This is a genomic window from Vibrio paracholerae (genome assembly GCF_037672085.1).
Lineage (GTDB): Bacteria > Pseudomonadota > Gammaproteobacteria > Enterobacterales > Vibrionaceae > Vibrio > Vibrio cholerae.
Genome location: NZ_JBBHLM010000002.1, coordinates 1,384,001 through 1,404,277 on the forward strand (window position 1 = coordinate 1,384,001; position 20,277 = coordinate 1,404,277).

The 20,277-nt window shown below is 45.1% G+C and carries 18 protein-coding genes and 1 riboswitch; of the genes, 11 read left to right on the forward strand and 7 right to left on the reverse strand.

Annotated features, from left to right (window positions below):
- Window positions 1–73 precede the first annotated feature (73 nt).
- Together R4537_RS11610 and R4537_RS11615 are read left to right on the forward strand one after the other, a co-directional pair.
- The gene (locus R4537_RS11610) at window positions 74–643 is read left to right on the forward strand and encodes an Lcl C-terminal domain-containing protein (protein WP_042989572.1); all 570 of its coding nucleotides are present in this window, start codon (window positions 74–76) and stop codon (window positions 641–643) included.
- Between the two features lie 64 nt (window positions 644–707).
- Complete coding sequence (locus R4537_RS11615; RefSeq protein WP_000804510.1) at window positions 708–1,199, forward strand: hypothetical protein; 492 nt, start codon at window positions 708–710, stop codon at window positions 1,197–1,199.
- A gap of 406 nt (window positions 1,200–1,605) precedes the next feature.
- Here the strand turns inward: R4537_RS11615 and R4537_RS11620 are convergent, their stop codons facing one another.
- Entirely contained in the window at window positions 1,606–3,090 is a 1,485-nt protein-coding gene (locus R4537_RS11620) for a carboxypeptidase M32 (protein ID WP_071179587.1), read from the reverse strand.
- A gap of 287 nt (window positions 3,091–3,377) precedes the next feature.
- Here R4537_RS11620 and hcp-2 point away from each other — a divergent pair, with 287 nt between their 5' ends.
- The 8 genes from hcp-2 (at window position 3,378) to R4537_RS11660 (ending at window position 11,968) form a co-directional block, all read left to right on the forward strand.
- The gene (gene hcp-2 / locus R4537_RS11625; RefSeq protein WP_001142933.1) at window positions 3,378–3,896 is read left to right on the forward strand and encodes a type VI secretion system effector Hcp-2; all 519 of its coding nucleotides are present in this window, start codon (window positions 3,378–3,380) and stop codon (window positions 3,894–3,896) included.
- A 127-nt stretch (window positions 3,897–4,023) separates the two neighbouring features.
- Window positions 4,024–6,075 carry a type VI secretion system Vgr family protein gene (locus tag R4537_RS11630; RefSeq protein ID WP_338953150.1) on the forward strand — a complete coding sequence of 684 codons (2,052 nt, stop codon included), beginning with the start codon at window positions 4,024–4,026 and terminating at the stop codon, window positions 6,073–6,075.
- The gene (locus R4537_RS11635; protein WP_071177909.1) at window positions 6,072–6,860 is read left to right on the forward strand and encodes a DUF4123 domain-containing protein; all 789 of its coding nucleotides are present in this window, start codon (window positions 6,072–6,074) and stop codon (window positions 6,858–6,860) included. Before R4537_RS11630 ends, R4537_RS11635 begins: the two co-directional genes overlap by 4 nt.
- Entirely contained in the window at window positions 6,857–8,986 is a 2,130-nt protein-coding gene (locus R4537_RS11640) for a phospholipase effector Tle1 domain-containing protein (protein WP_071177910.1), read from the forward strand. Before R4537_RS11635 ends, R4537_RS11640 begins: the two co-directional genes overlap by 4 nt.
- Window position 8,987: 1 nt before the next feature.
- Entirely contained in the window at window positions 8,988–9,722 is a 735-nt protein-coding gene (locus R4537_RS11645) for a DUF2931 family protein (RefSeq protein ID WP_071177911.1), read from the forward strand.
- On the forward strand, window positions 9,700–10,479 hold the full coding sequence (locus tag R4537_RS11650; protein ID WP_071177912.1) for a DUF2931 family protein: 780 nt from the start codon (window positions 9,700–9,702) through the stop codon (window positions 10,477–10,479). Before R4537_RS11645 ends, R4537_RS11650 begins: the two co-directional genes overlap by 23 nt.
- Window positions 10,457–11,242, forward strand: a complete 786-nt coding sequence (locus R4537_RS11655) for a DUF2931 family protein (RefSeq protein ID WP_071177913.1) — start codon at window positions 10,457–10,459, stop codon at window positions 11,240–11,242. The genes R4537_RS11650 and R4537_RS11655 overlap by 23 nt, the downstream gene beginning before the upstream one ends.
- An 87-nt stretch (window positions 11,243–11,329) precedes the next feature.
- Entirely contained in the window at window positions 11,330–11,968 is a 639-nt protein-coding gene (locus tag R4537_RS11660) for a LysE family translocator (protein ID WP_000236673.1), read from the forward strand.
- A gap of 72 nt (window positions 11,969–12,040) precedes the next feature.
- On the opposite strand, the gene R4537_RS11665 is transcribed toward R4537_RS11660, so the two are convergent.
- Window positions 12,041–13,417 carry an alanine/glycine:cation symporter family protein gene (locus R4537_RS11665; protein WP_071177914.1) on the reverse strand — a complete coding sequence of 459 codons (1,377 nt, stop codon included), beginning with the start codon at window positions 13,415–13,417 and terminating at the stop codon, window positions 12,041–12,043.
- A gap of 91 nt (window positions 13,418–13,508) precedes the next feature.
- A riboswitch (glycine riboswitch) is annotated at window positions 13,509–13,608 on the reverse strand.
- 485 nt (window positions 13,609–14,093) lie between these two features.
- Here R4537_RS11665 and R4537_RS11670 point away from each other — a divergent pair.
- Window positions 14,094–14,828, forward strand: a complete 735-nt coding sequence (locus R4537_RS11670; protein ID WP_071177916.1) for a chromosome partitioning protein ParA — start codon at window positions 14,094–14,096, stop codon at window positions 14,826–14,828.
- Between the two features lie 147 nt (window positions 14,829–14,975).
- Here R4537_RS11670 and R4537_RS11675 read toward each other — a convergent pair whose 3' ends face one another.
- From R4537_RS11675 to potA, 5 genes are all read right to left on the reverse strand, one after another.
- The gene (locus tag R4537_RS11675; protein ID WP_029627489.1) at window positions 14,976–16,013 is read right to left on the reverse strand and encodes an extracellular solute-binding protein; all 1,038 of its coding nucleotides are present in this window, start codon (window positions 16,011–16,013) and stop codon (window positions 14,976–14,978) included.
- 112 nt (window positions 16,014–16,125) lie between these two features.
- Window positions 16,126–17,157: an extracellular solute-binding protein gene (locus R4537_RS11680; protein WP_071177917.1), complete on the reverse strand. Its 1,032-nt coding sequence runs from the start codon at window positions 17,155–17,157 to the stop codon at window positions 16,126–16,128.
- 102 nt (window positions 17,158–17,259) lie between these two features.
- Window positions 17,260–18,030 (reverse strand): spermidine/putrescine ABC transporter permease PotC, encoded by a 771-nt coding sequence (potC, locus tag R4537_RS11685; protein WP_000533748.1) that lies wholly within the window; start codon window positions 18,028–18,030, stop codon window positions 17,260–17,262.
- Window positions 18,030–18,887, reverse strand: a complete 858-nt coding sequence (gene potB, locus R4537_RS11690) for a spermidine/putrescine ABC transporter permease PotB (protein ID WP_001911544.1) — start codon at window positions 18,885–18,887, stop codon at window positions 18,030–18,032. The genes potC and potB overlap by 1 nt, the downstream gene beginning before the upstream one ends.
- Entirely contained in the window at window positions 18,871–20,004 is a 1,134-nt protein-coding gene (gene potA / locus R4537_RS11695; protein ID WP_080483216.1) for a spermidine/putrescine ABC transporter ATP-binding protein PotA, read from the reverse strand. Before potA ends, potB begins: the two co-directional genes overlap by 17 nt.
- Window positions 20,005–20,277: the final 273 nt, after the last annotated feature.

Here is a 20,277-nt window from a genome sequence, read left to right on the forward strand (position 1 = left end):
CATTGATTAAAATTATCAATGGAGGTTATGTTATTCGCGTTTTATCACAACCAATCAACAACAAGGATCGCAGATGATTAACCAACGAACCTGTATCTACTTACTTTTATGCGGTGCTCTGTTTTTATCTAAATTGGCGCAGGCCAGTGATATTGATGGGCGCTATCGTGATAACGGCAATGGCACCATAACCGACAGCAAAACCAACCTTACCTGGATGCGTTGCAGCCTTGGGCAGCAGTGGACGGGCAGTACCTGTGCCGGTGTGGCCATGGAGATGAACTGGAATGATGCACTCAGAACCGCAATGAGTTTTAGCTATGCAGGCCACAGTGACTGGCGGGTACCCACTGTCGATGAGTTAGATACACTGGTGCAATGCTCGGCAGGTCGAGAACCCTCAGTGCGCCCTAATGGTGAGTTTGTGGCAGATACCAGTGGCGGCTGCCTTGGTGACAAACACCAGAGGCCGACCATCAATATCACTGTTTTTCACAACACGCCAGACAATTGGTATTGGTCGTCTTCGCCCTATGCCTACAATAGTGACCACGCGTGGCACGTCAGCATCTACAGTGGTTACGTCTTCTACGGCTATAAGTACAGCAACCACCACGTTCGTTTGGTGCGAGCCGGACAGTAATTGGTTTTTTGGCGTTTGCACACCGCACCATTTTTGTTGATGGCATCGCAATAGGGGAGATGTAATGAAACCTCGCTTAAACCTACTCAAACCCTATTTGAGCAGTGTGGTGTACGCTTTGCTGCTGAGTGCGTGCGCCAGTTACCCATTGGGCATGAGTGAAGCCCAATGGCTGGCATTAACCCCCGAGCAGCAGTATGACGCGCAGCTAAAACAAGCCGAGTTGGATAGGCAACGTGAAGCGCGCCGCTTGGCCGAGCAGCAAGCACGCGAGCAAGCGCTAAAAGAGCAGCAAGCGCAGCTGGAGCTGGCGCGTGAAAACGCCAAATATGGCGAGCGGGTGCAATGCGTGCTGCAAAATAGCGAGCTGTACTTTAATAAAAAATGGCGCGCGAGCGAGCCCTTGGCGCTCGATCTCTTGGCGAACCAACCGGCGCAAGCGGTAAAACAAAGCACCGCTGATGGCCGTTATGGTTTCAACCTCTACGCGCAGTTTGATGGACAAATCCTCAGCTGTGCCGTCATGAAAACAGCCGCCGCCAAGAGTGCGCGCTGATGCTCGGCACTTTTAACGATTACCACCGCGGTATGCGCCAAACTATCCAGCAAGATAACTGGCTGCGCGGCCAACTGCGCTGGCAGTTTGTGCCGAAAGTATGGTGATAAGAGCAAGGTTGAAAGCAGAGCCGCGATTAAGCACACGCATTGCCGATTACGCGGCTTTTTTGTTCATCACAATGTGATCAGCAGTAAACAGGCGGAATGAAAACAGAAAGTGAAACTGAAAATGGTAACCAGGGAATCCGTCCACATCTGGGCAACCTTATCCTATTGCTTGCCATAAATGGCTGGGCTGATGCCGAGCCAAACAAGTCTAGCTCTCTGGACGCTGAAAAATGACGGTGAAGTCGTGAGGTTTTGAGGAGATAAAGAACCCCACATTTCGTGGGGTTCGTGAAAAATTACTTCAGATAGCGCTGACTCAAATGAGCTTTAAAATGCTCTGGATTGAGGGTTTCCCCCGTCGCTTGTTTAACCAATTCATCGGTACTGAATAAGCTGCCCTTGCTCCAAATATTCTCAGACAACCAAGCAAAAATCGGTGAGAGATCGCTGCTGCGAATCGCGCCATCCACATCCACGGTTTTCTTCATGGCCGTCATAAATTGCGCGGCATACATGGCACCTAAGGTGTAGCTTGGGAAGTAACCAAAGCTGCCATCGGTCCAGTGAATATCCTGCATACACCCATTTTTGTAGTTATCTTTGGTACTTATACCCAGATAAGCCTGCATCTTTTGATCCCAAAGTTCTGGCACATCAGTGTGTTTGATCTTGCCGTTCATCAAATCCCGTTCGATTTCAAAACGCAGGATCACATGGGCTGGGTAGGTGAGCTCATCCGCATCGACGCGGATAAAATCTTTCTGCACGCGAGTGTAAAGTTTTTGAATGTTTTCCACTCGGAAGACCGGATCATTCATCGCCGAAAAATGTTTGCCTGCCAGTTCAGCGAGATGGGCAATAAACGCAGGGCTACGACCCACTTGCATCTCAAAGAACAGAGATTGTGATTCATGAATGCCCATCGAACGCGCTTCGCCAGCCGGAGTGCCAGCCAAATGCTTAGGTAAACCTTGCTCGTAACGCGCATGGCCAGTTTCATGCACAATGCCCATCAGCGATTGCACAAACTCGCTTTCGTTGTAGCGTGTAGTAATGCGCACATCACTCGGTACGCCGCCACAGAAGGGGTGCACACTTTCATCAAGTCGGCCGTGGTTAAAATCAAACTGAAGTAGCTTCATCACATCCAACCCCAGCGCTTTTTGGCTTTCAGCAGGATAATGGCCTTTAGGTGCGATAAAGCTTTCGCTACTCTGCTTTTCAATCACCACATCAATTAAGCTTGGTAGCCAAGTTTTCACATCACTAAATACACGATTGAGCTGTTCGGTTGTTGTGCCCGGCTCATAAAGCTCCAGCATCGCATCGTAAGGGGTTTTCCCAGTTGCTTCGGCACGAATTTGCGCTTCTTCTTGAGAAAGCTTGACCACTTCCGCCCAGTTTTTCTCAAAACCTGCCCAATCGTTACTTTTGCGTTGGCTACGCCAAGCGTGTTCACATTTGGAGCCAGCTAGGGATTGCGCTTCGACTAAGGCTTCAGGCAGAACCGTCGCTTGTTGCCATTGGCGTTTCATTTCACGCAGGGTGGCTTGCTGCTCGATATTGAGCGTTTCACTTTCTGCCTCGGCAAACCAATCAGCCAATTGTGGCTGGGTCATCAGGCCATGGATATGCACAGAAAGCTCTGCCATGGCTTGCGAGCGCGCTTCAGCGCCGCCACTAGGCATGACGGCGGCTTGGTCCCAACCTACGATGGACGACAAATGATTAAAGTTAGAAATCTTTTTAGAATGTTTTACTAATTTATTGAACGCATTCATGGAAATAGCCTTCCGTGACGATAAACGAAAGCGAAGTGTATCAATCAAGGTGCAGATAACCAAGTGATGAGAAGCGCGTTTTTTCATCAGGAGGTTTTTTGCCCGCCAAGCAAGATCTTGCTCAGCGTTGGGCAGCTTTTTGCTTTGTTGATGGGGTTGTTTCTATAACTTATTGATTTTGAATGGTGTAAAAGTTGGCATCCCACTTGCTCTTTGTATCGCGACGGTGCGCAGAGCGCGTTAACTCATTCATTGACTTAAAAATGATTTATTGAAAGGAAATAGCCATGCCAACTCCATGTTATATCTCTATCGAAGGCCAAACTCAGGGTCTTATCACTGCAGGCGCATGTACTGCTGACTCTATCGGCGATTCATTCGTTGAAGGCCACGAAGATGAGATGCTGGTTCAGCAGTTTGACCACGTCGTAACCGTACCGACTGACCCACAATCTGGTCAGCCTTCAGGCCAACGTGTGCACAAGCCATTCAAATTCACTGTGGCGCTGAACAAAGCAGTTCCTCTGCTGTACAACGCGCTCTCTTCTGGTGAGAAGCTGAAAACCGTTGAGCTGAAGTGGTACCGTACTTCTATCGAAGGCAAACAGGAAAACTTCTTCACCACTAAGCTGGAAAACGCGTCTATCATCGATATCCACTGTGAAATGCCACACTGCCAAGACCCAGCAAAATCTGACTTTACTCAGAATGTGACTGTGTCTCTGTCTTACCGCAAAATCACTTGGGACCACGTTAACGCGGGTACTTCAGGTGCGGATGACTGGCGTAAGCCAATCGAAGCGTAATTTACGCTGCGAGAATGTCGCTCACCTTCGGGTGGGCGGCTGTGAACCTTAAACCCAGAGTATCGTTTGGCGCGGTATTGTGGGTTTAAGGTTTTGCCATTTTTAATGTAGGGGAAGGAAAGGCAGGATGGCGACATTAGCGTACAGCATTGAGGTTGAAGGGCTGGAAGATGAGACTCTGGTGGTCAGAGGCTTTCACGGGCAGGAGTCACTCTCTAACAGTGTTTTTTTAGGGCAAGCCTGTTACGGGTTTCGCTATCAAGTGCAACTGGCGAGTCGGGCATCCAATCTGACTGCTGAGCAGATGGTCGATAAGCGTGCGGAGCTCAAGCTTTACCGTAATTCACAGTTGGTGCAGCGCGTGCACGGCATTGTGCGCGCCTTTAGCCAAGGCGATATCGGCCATCACCACACCTTCTACGAACTCACTTTAGTCCCTGCCTTAGAGCGCTTATCCTTGCGCCACAACAGCCGCATCTTTCAAAAGCAAACCGTCCCTGAAATTCTCTCTATCTTGCTGCAAGAAATGGGCATCACCGATTACGCTTTTGCGCTCAAGCGTGATTGCGTGCAGCGTGAGTTTTGTGTTCAGTATCGTGAATGTGATATCGACTTTCTGCACCGCCTCGCCGCTGAAGAAGGCTTGGTGTACAGCTTTGTCCATGAAGCGGGCAAACATACCCTCTATTTCAGTGACGCCAGTGACAGCCTAAGTAAACTGCCGGAGCCTATCCCGTACAACGCTTTAGCGGGCGGCACGATGGATACGCCGTATATCCACGGCTTAACCTATCGCACCCAAGCAGAAGTGAGCGAAGTTCAGCTCAAAGATTACAGCTTCAAAAAGCCGGCGTACTCGTTTTTACAAACCGTGCAGGGCACGGAGCTGGATTATCAGCAAACGCGCTACCAACATTTTGATGCGCCGGGGCGCTACAAAGACGATGTGAACGGCGCCGCCTTTAGCCAAATCCGTTTAGACTACCTGCGCCGCCATGCCCACACTGCAACAGGGCAGAGCAACGAGCCGCTGCTGCGTGCCGGCTATAAGTTTGACCTGCAAGAGCACCTTGACCCCGCGATGAATCGCGATTGGGTGGTGGTCTCCATTAACCACCAAGGTGAGCAGCCGCAAGCGTTACAAGAAGAGGGCGGTAGTGGTGCCACTACCTACAGTAATCAGTTCAGCTTAATTCCGGGGCATCTTCACTGGCGTGCCGAGCCACAACCCAAACCGCAAGTTGATGGTCCAATGATAGCCACGGTTGTTGGCCCTGAAGGCGAAGAAATCTTCTGTGATGAACACGGGCGTGTGAAAATTCACTTTCCGTGGGACCGCTACTCGAACGGCAACGAGCAGAGCTCCTGTTGGGTACGGGTGTCACAAGGTTGGGCGGGCAGCCAATACGGCTTTATCGCCATTCCGCGCATCAGTCATGAAGTGATTGTTTCTTTCTTAAATGGTGACCCAGACCAACCGATTATCACTGGCCGCACTTATCATGCGACCAACACACCGCCGTATACCCTGCCTGAGCATAAAACCAAAACTGTGCTGCGCACCGAGACGCACCAAGGGGAAGGGTTTAACGAGCTCAGTTTTGAAGACCAAGCAGGCAAAGAGCAAATCTACCTGCATGCGCAGAAAGACTTCGATGGTTTGATTGAAAACGACCACACCACGGTCATTCGTCACGACCAACACCTAACCGTTGAAAACGACCAGTTCACCCAGATTAAGCACAATCAACACCTGACGGTGGAAGGGGAGAGTCGAGAAGCAGTAACGGGTGAGCAAGTGCTGAGTATTGAAGGCTCGCTGCATGTGAAAGCGGGCAAAGTTTGGGTCAATGAAGCGGGTACAGAGATCCATGTAAAAGCGGGACAGAAAGTCGTGATTGAAGCGGGCTCCGAGATTACCGTTAAAGCGGGCGGCAGCTTTGTTAAAGTCGATCCGGCGGGAGTGCATCTGTCCGGAGCTTTGGTCAATCTCAACTCTGGCGGTAGCGCCGGAAGTGGTAGCGGCTTTGGCGGTGCAATGCCCGCCTTACCGGGCGGCTTAGAGCCCGCCGTGACACTGGCTCCACCGCAAACCATCTCTTACCAAGCGTTGCTACAGGCCGAGCAAGCGAATGTTCCTGCGGTGAAGGTGTGTCCTTTAGCGGGAGCAAACTCATGATTCAACAGTGGTTAGTGGAGCAAACCACACCGGTCTTTTGGTTATTAGATCAGCAAACCTTTAAACAAGTTATTGCGGCTAATAATGGGTTAGTGTTTGACGGCACTCAGATTCTATTTCACGGCGAGACCTTTGCTCCTGTGATGAGTTTGTCTCCTTGGTTAATTCCTGTCTCAGATAAGGTGTTGGAATTGCCGGATGAGCTGTTACAGCAAGGTATTTTCTTAACCAGTCATAGTTCTACAAGTGAATTATTAAGCCATCTCCAAAGTCTTTTGATTGCCGCATTAGAAGGCGAAGAAGTACTGTTTCGTTTTTATGATAGGCAGGTCATTGTGCCTATGTTGGATGCGATGCGAGAGCTGGAACGCAACGATTTTTTAGGGCCGGTAGAGAAATTAGCCATCCTTAAACAAGGAATATTTCAAGAATGGGTAAATACGCGTAGTTTCGAGTTTATCTATCAACCTGCCCCTTGGTGGAAAATACAGCCTTATCATTTGATGCCACTTTATCGAACTGAAGTGCATGCCCAAGTTTTAGAACGACGTTTTTGGGAAAAGCTTCCTTACGTAATGGAACAGCTTGATGAGCCACAACAATGGATTAAAACCATTTTAGATGAAGCTAAGCAGGCTAATTTGGGGCACGATAATGCAGAGTACTTAGTTTTAAATCACTTGTGGAAAGCCTCATTAACCACTCTAGAGCAGATGAGTGATGCTCTTCATCTTAATCAACAAGAACTTCAGGAAATAATGCAAATTCGGGAGAAATTAGCATGAGTAGCACAGGTGCCCATCCACATTGTCAACCTTGTGAGAATCTCAAACATTGGATTGAAATTATTGTGCGGGATGAACATAACCAGCCCTTTGAAGGTGTGAGTGGTGTTTTGATTGACGCAATGAAAAATAAGCATCCAATTGAACTTAATGCTTCACCTATCCTGATTGAAAATCTTGCGCCCGGTCCTGTTGAAATCGAGTTGGGTTATGATCAGTGGTTGAAAGCCGCGCAAGATAAAAGTCACCCAAGAAATGAAGAAAAAGCTAAACCGGTTGAAGAGTTTTCTAGCAGTTACAGTGCCCACAAGAGTGGCCCGGTGGTTTATCAAGAAATTACGACGGGTGATTTGACCAAATTACCGAAAGAGATCGTATTGCCAACTAACCATCAAAAAGGCAAAGCCGGAACGTTAAAACTCTTTACAGATAAAACCTATATTCTTCAAGTCAGGGCATACAAGTTTATTACTCTTCGAGTCGGAATGTTCTTTGATGGTACCGCTAACAATACCTACAGCGCCCAATGGGGAAAACAACAATTAGAAAATTATTATCGTAAATGGAAAGCAAAGTACGATGCTGAATGCGAGATTAATTCCAAAAACGGTAATGGAACAAAAAAAGAAGTTCCAATTACGGCACTTTCTAATGATTGTTTTACCTATCCGAAAAAAGACAATTTTATTCTCTCCTTATTTAAAAATGATGAGGGAGAAATGGAAACGGTTGCGGGTAGTGCAAGTAATGAATTAACCAATGTTCAAAAACTGTTCGATTTATACTCTCAAGACAAATTTTTTAAAGAAAAAAATATGTTTAGCCATGCTGAGTATATCACTGGGATTGGTACGGGAAATAGCACCGCGATTGCTCCTGCAGATGAGTCGATCGTTGTCGGGCAAGGATTGGGGATTGGCAAATATGGTGTTACAGCCAAAGTCACAACAGGGATTCAAACACTTTCTCAAAATATAGAACAGGTTACATCTACATTTGAAAAAGTTCTTGAAATGAAAGTCGATGGTATAGAAAAGCTCCAGTTTGATGTTTTTGGATTTAGTCGCGGAGCGGCCGCTGCACGACATTTCATCAATATGGTATTGGATGGTGAAAATGGCGAATTTGCGAAGACGTTTACATTAGGCTGCCAGAAAGCCGATTTACCACTCATTTACGCTTTTGATTGGGGTGAGGTCGATGAAATAAAAGCGAATTGCGAAATTACCTTTGCTGGTTTGTTTGATACAGTGGCCTCAGTAGTCAATATTTTTTCTAAAAATTCCCCTTTGGGCCTAGATCTCAATACACACACGGATAATGGTGATGTAAGACTATGGATTGACCCTAAACGAGTCAGGCATGCCGTACATTTAACTGCAGATCCGACCATTGAATGCCGAGATAATTTTAGTTTGAACCATCTCAATTCTACGGATGAAGAACATTTTCATGAATTTGTTTTGCCAGGCGCTCACTCAGATATTGGGGGCGGCTATTACTCTAGGTTAAGTTTTAACAATCAAGGGTATCTGCTACCAGTTTTAGAGAAGAAGCTTGTTAAGCGTGTGAGTCGTACGTTTTCCGATCGCTGGGACGAAGAGAAAACTAAGCAGTATGTGTTAAATGAGCTAGAAAAATATAAAGTACGAGATCGGCTTACGGGGTGGAAAGAAGAGGATTACGTGATTGAGCCGTTGGACGTTCGCCAAGAAGGTAAGAACGATGGGGGGCGAGTAATAGGCAAACTTTATATTCAACGTCAAGTGGAAGGGGATCTCTCGCGTTTATACTTACGTTTAATGTACGGTTTGGCCGAGTTCCATGGCGTTCCCATGTCCGACGAAAATTCCGAAATCTGGGAAGATAAAGATATGCGTCACTACAACATCGAAGATTATGGCAGCGGCTTTGCCAAGATCAATCAAAGCGTACTAGAGCTAGCTAAAAATGGGCAATATTCAGCGTTGCAACAGAAGCTCTCAATCCCAGAGCTAAAGACAAATCTCATGGCATTGAATCTCTTCCACCATTCATCCGGTGATGATATTGGAATGTCTCCGTTGTGGGACGAAAAAGCAGGTTGCTATAAAAGAGCCAGCTATCCATGCGAACAAGGAAAATAAAATGAAAAAAGTGTTCTTGTTATTGTCAGTGCTTTTACTTAACTCATGTTCTACTAATGCTGCATATCAAACCGAGCAGCCATGGACGTGGCGAGTTGGTGTAACAATGCCTTCGTTTTACCCAGTAAAAATTACCCAAATCTACGGTGTTAATGAAAAAGAAAACTGGACTGTATTAATTCATAATATTATCCCCCGTATGAGTGATAGCGATATTGAGTATATCCGTCAGATATTTCCTGATTATGATGGTTTTGGGCTGCCACATGCCTTAGGTATTACAAGCAGAAGCCAAATTGGTGTAGGTTCCACCCAGCTACCTGATACACTTTATGTGTACTGGGTTTCATTGTTTGATACCAAATTTTATGTCACTAAGTATGAGATTCCTGACAACGTAAAACAGTTAGTAGCTACGAAAACAACTTATACTAAATGGAATGGATTTATTGTTGATCCATGTTATCGCGCAGAGTTTATTTTTGGTCTTCTGCCTAATGGGCAAGCTAAGGTGTGGTTGAGTGGCTGTAGTGAGACTATTTATCTTACGGAGTTAGCTCCTGACCAAACCCCTGATCGTGATAGCAATGGGTTTAAAGCCGATACATATAAAGAATCTTCTTATATTAGAAATATCCAAAAACGAGCAAAAGATGCAGGTGTTGAGCTAGAGCCGATCCCTTGGGATAAAGTGAATAAAGTCTACTCGAGATATGAGATTAAAACGCTTGATTAATAAAGGTGAGTTACTGGTAAGCGCAAGGCAAAAAGTGCTCTTGTTATTGTCAGTGCTTTTACTTAACTCATGTTCTACTAATGCTGCATATAAAACAGAGCAGCCTTGGGCTTGGAGTATCAGCGTAACAATGCCTTCTTTTTATCCAATTGATGTTACTCAAGCCTACGGAGTGAATAATAAAGAGGATTGGACAGTGCTTCTACATGGCTATATGCATACCATGCGCAATAGCGAATTGAAGAGAATACAAGAAAGATTTACTGACTACGATGGTTTTGGTTTGTCTTTGCTTAACACTACTATGGGGGTACAAATTGGTACTGGCACAACGCGCTTGCCCGATACGCTTTATCTGTATTGGGTGTCTCTATTTGATACCAAATTTTATGTCACTAAGTATGAGATCCCTAATAATGTGAAACAGTTAGCGGCTACGAAAATGACTTATACTAGACGAGATGGAGCTACTGTCGATTCATGTTATCGAGCAGAGTTTATTTTTGGACTTCTGCCTAATGGGCAAGCTAAAGTTTGGCTAGATGGCTGTGGTGAGACTATTTATTTGACCGAGCTAGCACCAGCTCAAACTCTTGATCGTGATAGCAATGGCTTTAAAGATGAGACATACAAGCTATCACCAGATTTGAAAACTATCCAAAAACGAGCAAAAGATGCAGGTGTTGAGCTAGAGCCTATCCCTTGGGATAAAGTGAATAAAGTCTACTCGAGATATGAGATTAAAACGCTTGATTAATAAAGGTGAGTTACTGGTAAGCGCAAGGCAAAAAATAGCCTTGTTATTGTCAGTGCTTTTACTTAACTCATGTTCTACTAATGCTGCGTATCAAACCGAGCAGCCATGGACTTGGCGAGTTGGTGTAACAATGCCTTCATTTTACCCAGTAAAAATTACCCAAATCTATGGTGTTAATGAAAAAGAAAACTGGACTGTATTAATTCATAATATTATCCCCCGTATGAGTGATAGCGATATTGAATATATACGTAATAGATTTCCAGAGTATGACGGATTTGGGCTTCCACATGCATTAGGTATTACAAGCAGAAACCAAATTGGTATTGGTACTAATCATCTTCCTGATACGCTCTACGTACATTGGGTTTCTTTATTTGATAATAAGTTTTATGTTACTAAATATGATATTCCTGACAACGTAAAACAGTTGAGTGCGACAGAGGTCAGTTACACTCGAAGCGATGGAGCTGTCTTTGAATCTTGTTATCGTACCCGATTTGTCTTTGGTTTACTGCCCAATGGGCGAGCGAAGGTATGGTTGAGTGATTGCGGAGAGACTATTTATCTTACGGAGTTAGCTCCTGACCAAACTCCTGATCGTGATAGCAATGGGTTTAAAGCCGATACATATAAAGAATCTTCTTATCTTAGAAATATCCAACAACGCGCTAAGGATGCAGGTGTTGAGCTAGAGCCTATCCCTTGGGATAAAGTAAATAAAGTCTATTCCATCAATGAGATTAAAACGCTTGGCGAGTAACTTAGCGTGAGTTGAAAAATCTTCATAAGACACATGAGAGGCTTTGCGGTATAAGAAAGGCTTGCTGATTTTCCTTCAAGGATTGATATGGTTATCCAGAATTTCGAGGCTTTTCTTATCGCTATTACTATTTTGACCTTAACACCGGGGCTAGATACTGCTTTGGTGATCCGTAACACTTCGCGGGCTGGGTTTGCCGATGGATGCACGACCAGCTTGGGTATCTGTTTTGGCTTATTCGTTCACGCCACTTTTTCTGCTATTGGTATCTCTGCGATTCTTGCTCAATCGGCTGAGCTATTTCAAATCGTTAAAATGGTAGGAGCGGCTTATCTGATTTGGTTGGGTATTTCGAGCTTACGATCATTAATGAAAACAGGGCAGGGCATTGAGGTTGCGAGCCTAGCTCATGCACAATTTCGTTTAACCCGATCGCTGCGTGAAGGTTTCCTCTCGAATGTGCTGAATCCGAAAACTGCCGTCTTTTACTTAGCTTTTCTGCCTCAATTTATTAATCCTGACTATTCACCGTTAGCGCAATCTTTGCTGATGGCGTTGATTCATTTTGCGATCGCGATGGTATGGCAATGTGGTTTAGCCGGTGCTTTGAGCAGCGCTAAAAACCTTCTGAAAAACGCTTCTTTTATGCGTTGGATGGAAGGTACAACGGGTGTTGTTTTGGTCGCATTAGGTATCAAACTTCTCTTAGAGAAACCTCAAGCCTAGCTTTTAATAAAGGTTTAAAAGTAGAAAAAGCGCCGTTGGGCGCTTTTTCTTTGTGCTTAGGCCGACTAGGTGTTATTGCACTTGGGCTTCGGCTTCGGTGTATTGATAACGCGCGGCAAAATATTGCTTCGTTTCTTCCACAACCACATGACGTAAGGCTACAAGGCCAATAAGGTTCGGAATGGCCATTAAACCATTTACAATGTCGGCGATAATCCAAATCAAATCGAGGTGTAGGAATGCGCCTGAGGCAATCAAACCAATAAAGACGATTTTATAAGGCAATACCGCTTTGGTACCGAATAAGAACACCATGCAGCGTTCGCCGTAGTAGTTCCAACCCAGAATGGTCGTAAAGGCAAAGAACATCAAACCAATCGAAACCAGCATCGGGCCGATAGTTTGTGCATTTAAGCCTGTGGCAAAGGCGTAGGTGGTCATCGCAGCACCGGAAAGGTCGCTTTGCCAAGCGCCCGTTAGAATGAGAGCCAAGCCAGTCATGGTACAGATGATGATGGTATCGAAGAAGGTCCCCGTCATAGAGATAAGGCCTTGCTCAACGCAGGAGTCAGTTTTCGCCGCCGCCGCCGCCATAGGCGCACTGCCTAAGCCAGATTCATTGGAAAACACGCCGCGAGCAATACCCGATTGAATCGCGAGCATAATGCTCGCACCTAAGAAGCCACCAGTTGCAGCAGTTGAGGTGAACGCAGATACCAGCACCAATTCCACGGCGTCTACGAGTTTGTCTGCATTGGTAACAATCACACTTAAGCAGGCGACGATATAAAACAGCGCCATCGCAGGAACCACTTTTCCTGCCACTTTAGCGATGGATTGAATACCACCGATAGTGACAATGGCAACCAGTACGGTCAGTACCACCGCAGAGGCTTCACGAGGGACGCCAAAAGATATTTGAGTGGCATCTAAGATCGCGTTCACCTGCGGGAAAGTACCAATCCCGAAGCAGGCAACCCCGACGGCAAACACAGCAAATAATACTGCCAGTGTTTTTGAACCCACACCATCACGCAGGTAGTACATTGGCCCGCCGACCATTTGTCCTTTGTCATCGATTTGGCGATATTTCACCGCGAGTAAGCATTCTGCGTATTTGGTTGCCATGCCAAACAGGGCGGCGAGCCACATCCAGAACAGGGCACCTGGGCCGCCGAGCTTGATTGCGGTCGCAACACCTACGATGTTTCCAGTACCAATGGTGGCAGAAAGAGCAGTACACAATGCGGCGAAGCTTGATACATCACCTTGTTTGTCTGAAGATTTGTCGCGGCCAAATACCATAGCTAAAGCCGTCGGCAGGCGTCGAAATTGCAGTAAGCCCAAGCGGAAGGTGAAATAGACACCAGTGCCGACCAGAAGAATTAACAGTGGTGGACCCCACACTAAACTATCAACAGTTTGCAGAAAAGATTGCAGGTTATTCATGATTTCCCCTTAAAAAATAAACATAAGGAGAAGAGAGAAAGGATGCAAAAATGCACAGCAGAGCTCTAGCGAGCTCACTAAAAGATTGGCCTTTCACTCCTCTGTCCTTTTGCCTGAGAGTTTCACTCTGCGTATGCGCAGAGCTTGCTCCTTCGGCGACCGATTAAACGGTTCTCTCCAGAGGTTCCTCCAACTACAGTCCTCGCCTATTCGTTGCCAATAAATGGCTAAGAATAATGCACCTGAAAGATTTACTTCTTCGGCGGGTTATTTGGCTCAGATGTTAAAATCTGGTTAACAACCACTCTCCTGCAGTCTTCAACGGAACAATCGTCTTGAATAAAACGATTTGCAAGGCGGATACTAGCGAAAAGAAAATGTGATGTCACCAACAAAAGAAATCAACTGATGAAATGTTGCGCAAGTCTTTTATGAATCCACTTTTCTCTGACGTTAAACTACGTATAAGTGTTATAAGATAATCACGCTTGGAGGCGGGAGATGGTGAGATTAATTGCAATAGCCTTACTAATAGCATTAGCGTTTCTGTTGATTCGCTACCGTACCAATGAAAAATTGCAGAAGGGGGTCGTTATCGTCATTTTGGCGACCTTTGTCACCTATACGGCCTTCTTGATGATTTCTGAACTGATTCGCTGATGCAAGAGGAGCGAGCGTGAATAAACATAATGAGTTTGACGACAACGAAGAAGTTGTTGTTATCGAACGAAGAGATAAACAGGGCTATATCTATATCGCGATTGCTACGGTATTAGGTATTGCCTTGGGCGGTCTGATTGGTTCTTCTGTCACAACCAGTCGTTGGGAGGCGTCTTACCAAGCGCTACAAAACCAGATTGAACAACTCAATAATGCGAAAACAGAAGTGTCTAAAGCGGCTGAAATCTCTGAGCAGAATCAAGAGGAAGCATGGCAGCATAAAATGGAACAAGCCCTTGAGAAGCAAAGAGAAGAGTGGCAGGCAGAAGCGGTACAGCGTGATAAATACGTTGCTGAACTCGAAAAGCGAAACCTGAATTTAGAACAGCAACTGAATGAGCAAAAAATGGCATTGGAACTGGCCAATGCACAAAACAATCAGCTTAATCGTCAAGCTGACATGCAAGTGACCATGCTTGAGCGTTCTCGAGAGTTGTTCCAGCGTGAGCTAAAAATCAAACAAGAACTTGAGGGATTACAAAAAGAACGCGATTCTTTGGTTCCTAAACTTAAAGTGCTAAAAAAAGAGTGTGATATTTATCTTGAAGGAAAATCTTGGGATGCACAGTCAGATGCTTGTGATAAACAGGATGAGGCGAATTCACGGGTAAGCCAAATCGATCAGATGATCCGTGTGCATCAAATGGATCTGGAAGAAATTAAGGCGCTCTCAGAAGAGATAGGTTTATAAGTGATTGAATCTATCAGGCTGAATTAAATAGATTTTTTGTCACATGACTTGAGCGTTCGCTTTTTCACTCTCTAGAGTGAATCACAGTCTGAAGATACAAAAAAAGCCACCGTCGTCGGTGGCTTTTTAATGGGTGTTAGAAACGGCTTAATCGTTCACTTTTAGCTTTTGGAAATACTCATCGTAAAGAATGCTAGCTTCTCCAACTTCATCTTGCCACTCGCCGTTGTCGATCACCGATTGTGGTGGGTAGATACTTGGGTCATTAGCAAACTCTTTGGGCAGTAGGTCATGCGCAGTTTTGACTGGTGTTGGATAGCCGATTTCTAAGGCGATTTTTGCAGCATTTTCTGGACGCAGTAAGAAATCAATCATCTTGTGAGCAGCTTCTATATTTTTCGCACCAGTAGGAATCGAGATGCTATCCATCCAAAAAATGGTGCCTTTTTCAGGCCAGATAATCTGAATTGGTGCGCCTTCTTGGCGGGCCATATACGCTGAGCCATTCCATAACATACCTAGTGACACTTCACCTGCGAGATAAGGATTTGCAGGGAAATCAGAGTTAAACACTAAGACATTTGGCATCAGCTTTTTCAGTTCACGGTAAGCGGCTTTAATCTCTTTGGGATTGGTCGTATTAGGCGAGTATCCCAGCTTACTTAGGGCTATATGAAAGACTTCACGAGAGTCATCCATCAGCATTAATTGACCTGCCCACTTGGCATCCCACAGATCGCCCCAGTTTTTGAGTGATTTTTTATCCAGCATATCGGTGTTAATGCCGATACCCGTCGCTCCCCAGATATAAGGGATAGAGAATTTATTGCCGGGATCAAAAGGCTTATTGAGATAATTTGGATCCAAGTCTTTGAAATGTGAAAGTTTTGAATGGTCAATTTCTTGCAGCATACCTTCTTTGCGCATCTTAGAGACAAAATAAGTGGAAGGAACCACAAGATCATAACCAGCGCCTTGCGTTTTGAGCTTGGCATACATGCTTTCATTGGATTCGTAGGTAGAGTAGATAACCTTGATTCCGGTTTCTTTGGTAAAGTCTTCTAGGACTTCGCTCGGGATATATTCAGACCAGTTGTAGAAATAGAGTTCTTGGTCTTTAGCCATTGCATTGGTGGTGAACAATGCTGCTGCGCACAGAGCACTCGCAAACAGTTTATTTTTCATTACGTTCCCATAGTGTATAGAAAGAACCTAACTAGGCGTTGGAGAGAGGGAGTATAACAAGATAAAAAAAAATAGGCAGCAATCGCTGCCTATTTGATGCTTTTCTTAGACCTTATTGGCCAGCTTTCAACTTCATAAAGTACTCTTCGTACTTCACTGTCTTATCGCCAACGGCAGATTGCCATTCAACACGGTCCAGATCTTCTTGAGATGGGAACAGTGGAGCGACATCTTGGAATTTGTCGTTTGAAGCTTTAACGCCAGTCAGGTAGCCTGTATCACGTGAAATTTGCTCTGCAATTTCAGGACGTAACAAGAAATCGATCATCTTATGTGCTGCATCGACGTTTTTGGCACCAGAAGAGATGGCGAAGTTATCAACCCAACCGATACCGCCTTCTTTCGGGAAGACCAGCTTGATTGGTAAACCTTCTTTCTGTGCCGCCGCTGCTGAGCCGTTCCACAGCATGCCAAGACCTACTTCACCTGAAAGGTAAGGAGCAGCAGGGTTATCAGAGTTGAAAACCAGTACGTTTGGCATCAGCTTTTGTAGCTCGGCATACGCTTCATCAATCTGCTTGTCGTTCGTTGAGTTACCTGAGTAACCTAGTTTGCGCAGAGCGATATGGAATACTTCACGCGTATCATCCATCAACATCAGTTGACCTTTTAGCTCAGGCTTCCATAGGTCGCCCCAGCTTTGGAAGTCATTAGGATCATACATGTCGGTATTAACCGCGAGACCGGTAATCGCTACAACGTGTGGAATTGAGTAGTCGTTGTTTGGGTCGTAAGGTTTATCTAGGTAGTTGGAATCTAGGTTTTTGAAGTTGCTCAGCTTAGATTTGTCAATCTTTTGCAGCATCCCTTCATCACGCATTTTTGCCACGAAGTAGGTAGAGGGAACTACCAAATCATAACCTTTATTGTGCGTTTTGAGTTTTGCATACAAAGTTTCATTTGACTCATAAGTTGAGTAAATCACTTTGATTCCCGTTTCCTTGGTGAACTGCTCTAGGATGCCGCTATTGATATACGGTCCCCAGTTCATAAACACCAGTTCCTTATCTTCCGCTGCCGCTGTGCCAGACAACAGAGAAAGCGCACATGCGCTACCTGCTAAAAGAGTAGCCAGTTTTTTCATCGACGTTAGCTCCAAACTAAACGTTGCCCTTTTGGGCGTTGCAAAGAAAAACAGAATGACTTCCGTCATTCTGTTTCGCGTGTTTCCAAACGGACGTGGATTTTACTTCACTTTTTCTCTTGCTAACAACTGTGAAGCGACAACAAGTACCAAAGAAACCACAAGCATGACGGTCGCCAGTGCGTTTACTTCAGGTGAAATACCCACTTTCACCATTGAGTATATCTTCAATGGCAGAATTTCGTAGGTTGGCCCTGTCACAAATGAACTGATGATCACATCATCCAGAGATAGGGTAAAGCTCAGTAACCAACCTGCGGCAACCGCAGGTTTCGCCAGTGGCAGGATAATTTTCTTTAAAATCACCCATTCGCCAGCGCCGAGATCTTTTGCTGCTTCAAGCATCTTAACGTCAAAGCCGTTGAGTCGAGTGTAAACCGTCACCACAACGAAAGGCAGACAGAAAGTGATGTGCGCAATCAACAGAGTGAAGAAGCCCAGTTTCGCCCCCATCACTAAGAATAGAGCAAGCAGCGAAATAGCCATCACGATATCGGGTGACATCATCACGACAAACAGCATGCCACTCACCACTTTCTTACCTTTAAATTGGTAGCGGAAGAGGGCAACCGCCGTCAAACTACCGATCAAGGTTGCTGCAGTAGCAGAAAACACTGCTACGTTGATGGAGTGCCAAGCGGCTTGCATTAAGCTGTCGTTATTCATCAAAGCGTGGTACCACTTGGTGGTAAAACCGCCCCATTTGATACCAAACTTGTTTTCGTTAAATGAGTTTGCAATCAGAACGATGATCGGTAAGTACAAAAATAAGTACACCAAACTCATAAAGCTAAATCTAATTGAACGTCCCATTAGTCTAGCTCCACCTTCTTATTCAAAAGTTTACCTGCACGATAGTAGGCGTACAGCATGATCGCCATGGCCAGAGTCAGTGCAATACTGGTTGCGGCACCAAATGGCCAGTCACGGGCGTTGAGTACTTGGCTCTTAATCACGTTACCGATCAGTAGGTTTTTCGCACCGCCAAGTAGGTCAGCGATGTAGAACATACCGAGGGCAGGGAGCAGAACCAGCAAACAACCACCAATAATGCCAGGCATAGTCAGGGGTAAAATCACGCGAACCAAAGTTTGAAACTTGTTGGCACCGAGATCGCGCGCTGCTTCAATATAAGTGCCATCCAACTTTTCGATAGCCGAATAGAGCGGAAGGATCATAAATGGCAACAAAATGTAAACTAGACCGATCATGACGGCTGTTTCGGTAAACATAATGCGCAGTGGTGCATCAATCAGACCCAGTGACATTAGCGCTTGATTAAGGATACCTTGCGTACCGAGTACGATTTTTAAACCATAGGTGCGAATTAGCGAGTTGGTCCAGAAAGGAACAATAATCAAAAACAGCATAAATGGACGCCATTTTTCAGGCATTTTCGCCACGATGTACGCAAAAGGATAGCCAATCACTAGACAGATTAATGTTGCAACAATCGCCATGTAGAACGAGTGCAGCATCACTTTTCCGTATAGTGGATCAAGCAGACGCGTATAGTTTTCAAAGGTGAATGCAAACTTAATCAGGTTTGCTTCATCACGAGTCAGAAAACTGGTACCAATAATCATCAGGTTGGGGATCAGTACAAACAGCACTAACCAACCTACGATTAAGGTAACAATCGCATTTTGTAGATTAAGCTTTTTGCTCATCATTGAGGACTACCTCCCAGCTTTCAACCCAAGTGACGGCAACTTTCTGTCCGATAGAGTGATCGACATCTGGATCATCTTCGTTAAAGAATTCGCTAACCATCACACACATACCGGATTCCAGTTCTACCACTGATTCCAGAGTCATGCCTTTGTAAGTACGGTCAGTCACGTGACCTACAATGCCTTTTTCTTCTGACTCTTTAATTTCTTCGATACGTAAGTCTTCAGGACGGAGGAGCACTTGCAGCTTGTCACCAGCCTTCACTTCATCTTCATAGTAAACAATCGACTCGATACCTTCGATGTCAACGCGGATGCGTTTTTCATCGATACGATCGATAGTCGTTGCTTGGAAGACGTTGATTTCGCCGATAAAACGAGCAACAAAGAGATTTTTTGGATCTTCGTAGATTTCACGAGGAGAGCCGTCTTGTTCAATTTTGCCTGAACGCATAACGATGATGCGATCTGACATAGACAGTGCTTCTTCTTGATCATGAGTAACGAAGATAAAGGTAATGCCTAATTGACGTTGCAGTTGTTTGAGCTCGCTCTGCATTTGTTTACGTAATTTGTAATCCAAAGCAGAGAGCGATTCGTCGAGTAGCAGTACTTTAGGTTTGTTAACCACCGCGCGCGCAATAGCAATACGTTGCTGCTGGCCACCAGAAAGTTGATGCGGTTTACGCTGTGCCATTTCGGCAAGGCGTACCATGCGTAAAGCTTCCATAACACGAGGTTCGATATCGCTTTGAGGCACTTTTTGCATGCGCAAACCAAAAGCAACGTTTTCGAACACCGTCATATGAGGGAAGAGAGCATAGCTTTGGAAGACCGTATTGACGTGTCGTTGTTCAGCAGGAACTTGAGTAACGTCTTGATCATCTAGCAGAATCTGACCTTGATCTGCAGTTTCAAAACCAGCAATCATTCTTAACACCGTCGTTTTACCACAGCCCGATGGACCTAGGATGGTTAAGAACTCGCCATGATTCACATCAAGATTTAGGTTACCAATGATTTCCTTACCATCGAAACTTTTGCTAATGCCAGATAAACGAATGACTGGCTTTCCTACTGAATGTTGTTCGTTCAACGTCTGTATTTCTCCCACCTCGGCCTGTAGGTAATCCTACTTGTTGGACCTGTAGTTAAACAAAAATAAGGGGCGCATCATAAACACCAAGAGCACGATTTCAAAGTGTTTTTCTTACCTTGAAACAGAAAATTTTTTGCCAGTTTTAATGAAGTTTGTCTAGCATACTGATTTTGCTTAACTCTTAATGCTATCAAGCGGTTAATTATCAATCATATCGACAATAAAGCAAGATGATATTGGTAATCAGATTTTAGCCTGCGCTGCATTTCAGTATAATGAATACAATTT

Coding starts and splice junctions, on each gene's coding strand:
- potC (WP_000533748.1), bottom strand. CDS start 18,030: ATGGGACGTTCAATTAGATTTAGCTTTATGAGTTTGGTGTACTTATTT.
- R4537_RS11650 (WP_071177912.1), top strand. CDS start 9,700: ATGAGATTAAAACGCTTGATTAATAAAGGTGAGTTACTGGTAAGCGCA.
- R4537_RS11655 (WP_071177913.1), top strand. CDS start 10,457: ATGAGATTAAAACGCTTGATTAATAAAGGTGAGTTACTGGTAAGCGCA.
- R4537_RS11665 (WP_071177914.1), bottom strand. CDS start 13,417: ATGAATAACCTGCAATCTTTTCTGCAAACTGTTGATAGTTTAGTGTGG.
- R4537_RS11610 (WP_042989572.1), top strand. CDS start 74: ATGATTAACCAACGAACCTGTATCTACTTACTTTTATGCGGTGCTCTG.
- R4537_RS11640 (WP_071177910.1), top strand. CDS start 6,857: ATGAGTAGCACAGGTGCCCATCCACATTGTCAACCTTGTGAGAATCTC.
- R4537_RS11680 (WP_071177917.1), bottom strand. CDS start 17,157: ATGAAAAAACTGGCTACTCTTTTAGCAGGTAGCGCATGTGCGCTTTCT.
- R4537_RS11615 (WP_000804510.1), top strand. CDS start 708: ATGAAACCTCGCTTAAACCTACTCAAACCCTATTTGAGCAGTGTGGTG.
- R4537_RS11660 (WP_000236673.1), top strand. CDS start 11,330: ATGGTTATCCAGAATTTCGAGGCTTTTCTTATCGCTATTACTATTTTG.
- R4537_RS11620 (WP_071179587.1), bottom strand. CDS start 3,090: ATGAATGCGTTCAATAAATTAGTAAAACATTCTAAAAAGATTTCTAAC.
- R4537_RS11630 (WP_338953150.1), top strand. CDS start 4,024: ATGGCGACATTAGCGTACAGCATTGAGGTTGAAGGGCTGGAAGATGAG.
- R4537_RS11635 (WP_071177909.1), top strand. CDS start 6,072: ATGATTCAACAGTGGTTAGTGGAGCAAACCACACCGGTCTTTTGGTTA.
- R4537_RS11675 (WP_029627489.1), bottom strand. CDS start 16,013: ATGAAAAATAAACTGTTTGCGAGTGCTCTGTGCGCAGCAGCATTGTTC.
- hcp-2 (WP_001142933.1), top strand. CDS start 3,378: ATGCCAACTCCATGTTATATCTCTATCGAAGGCCAAACTCAGGGTCTT.
- potB (WP_001911544.1), bottom strand. CDS start 18,887: ATGAGCAAAAAGCTTAATCTACAAAATGCGATTGTTACCTTAATCGTA.
- R4537_RS11645 (WP_071177911.1), top strand. CDS start 8,988: ATGAAAAAAGTGTTCTTGTTATTGTCAGTGCTTTTACTTAACTCATGT.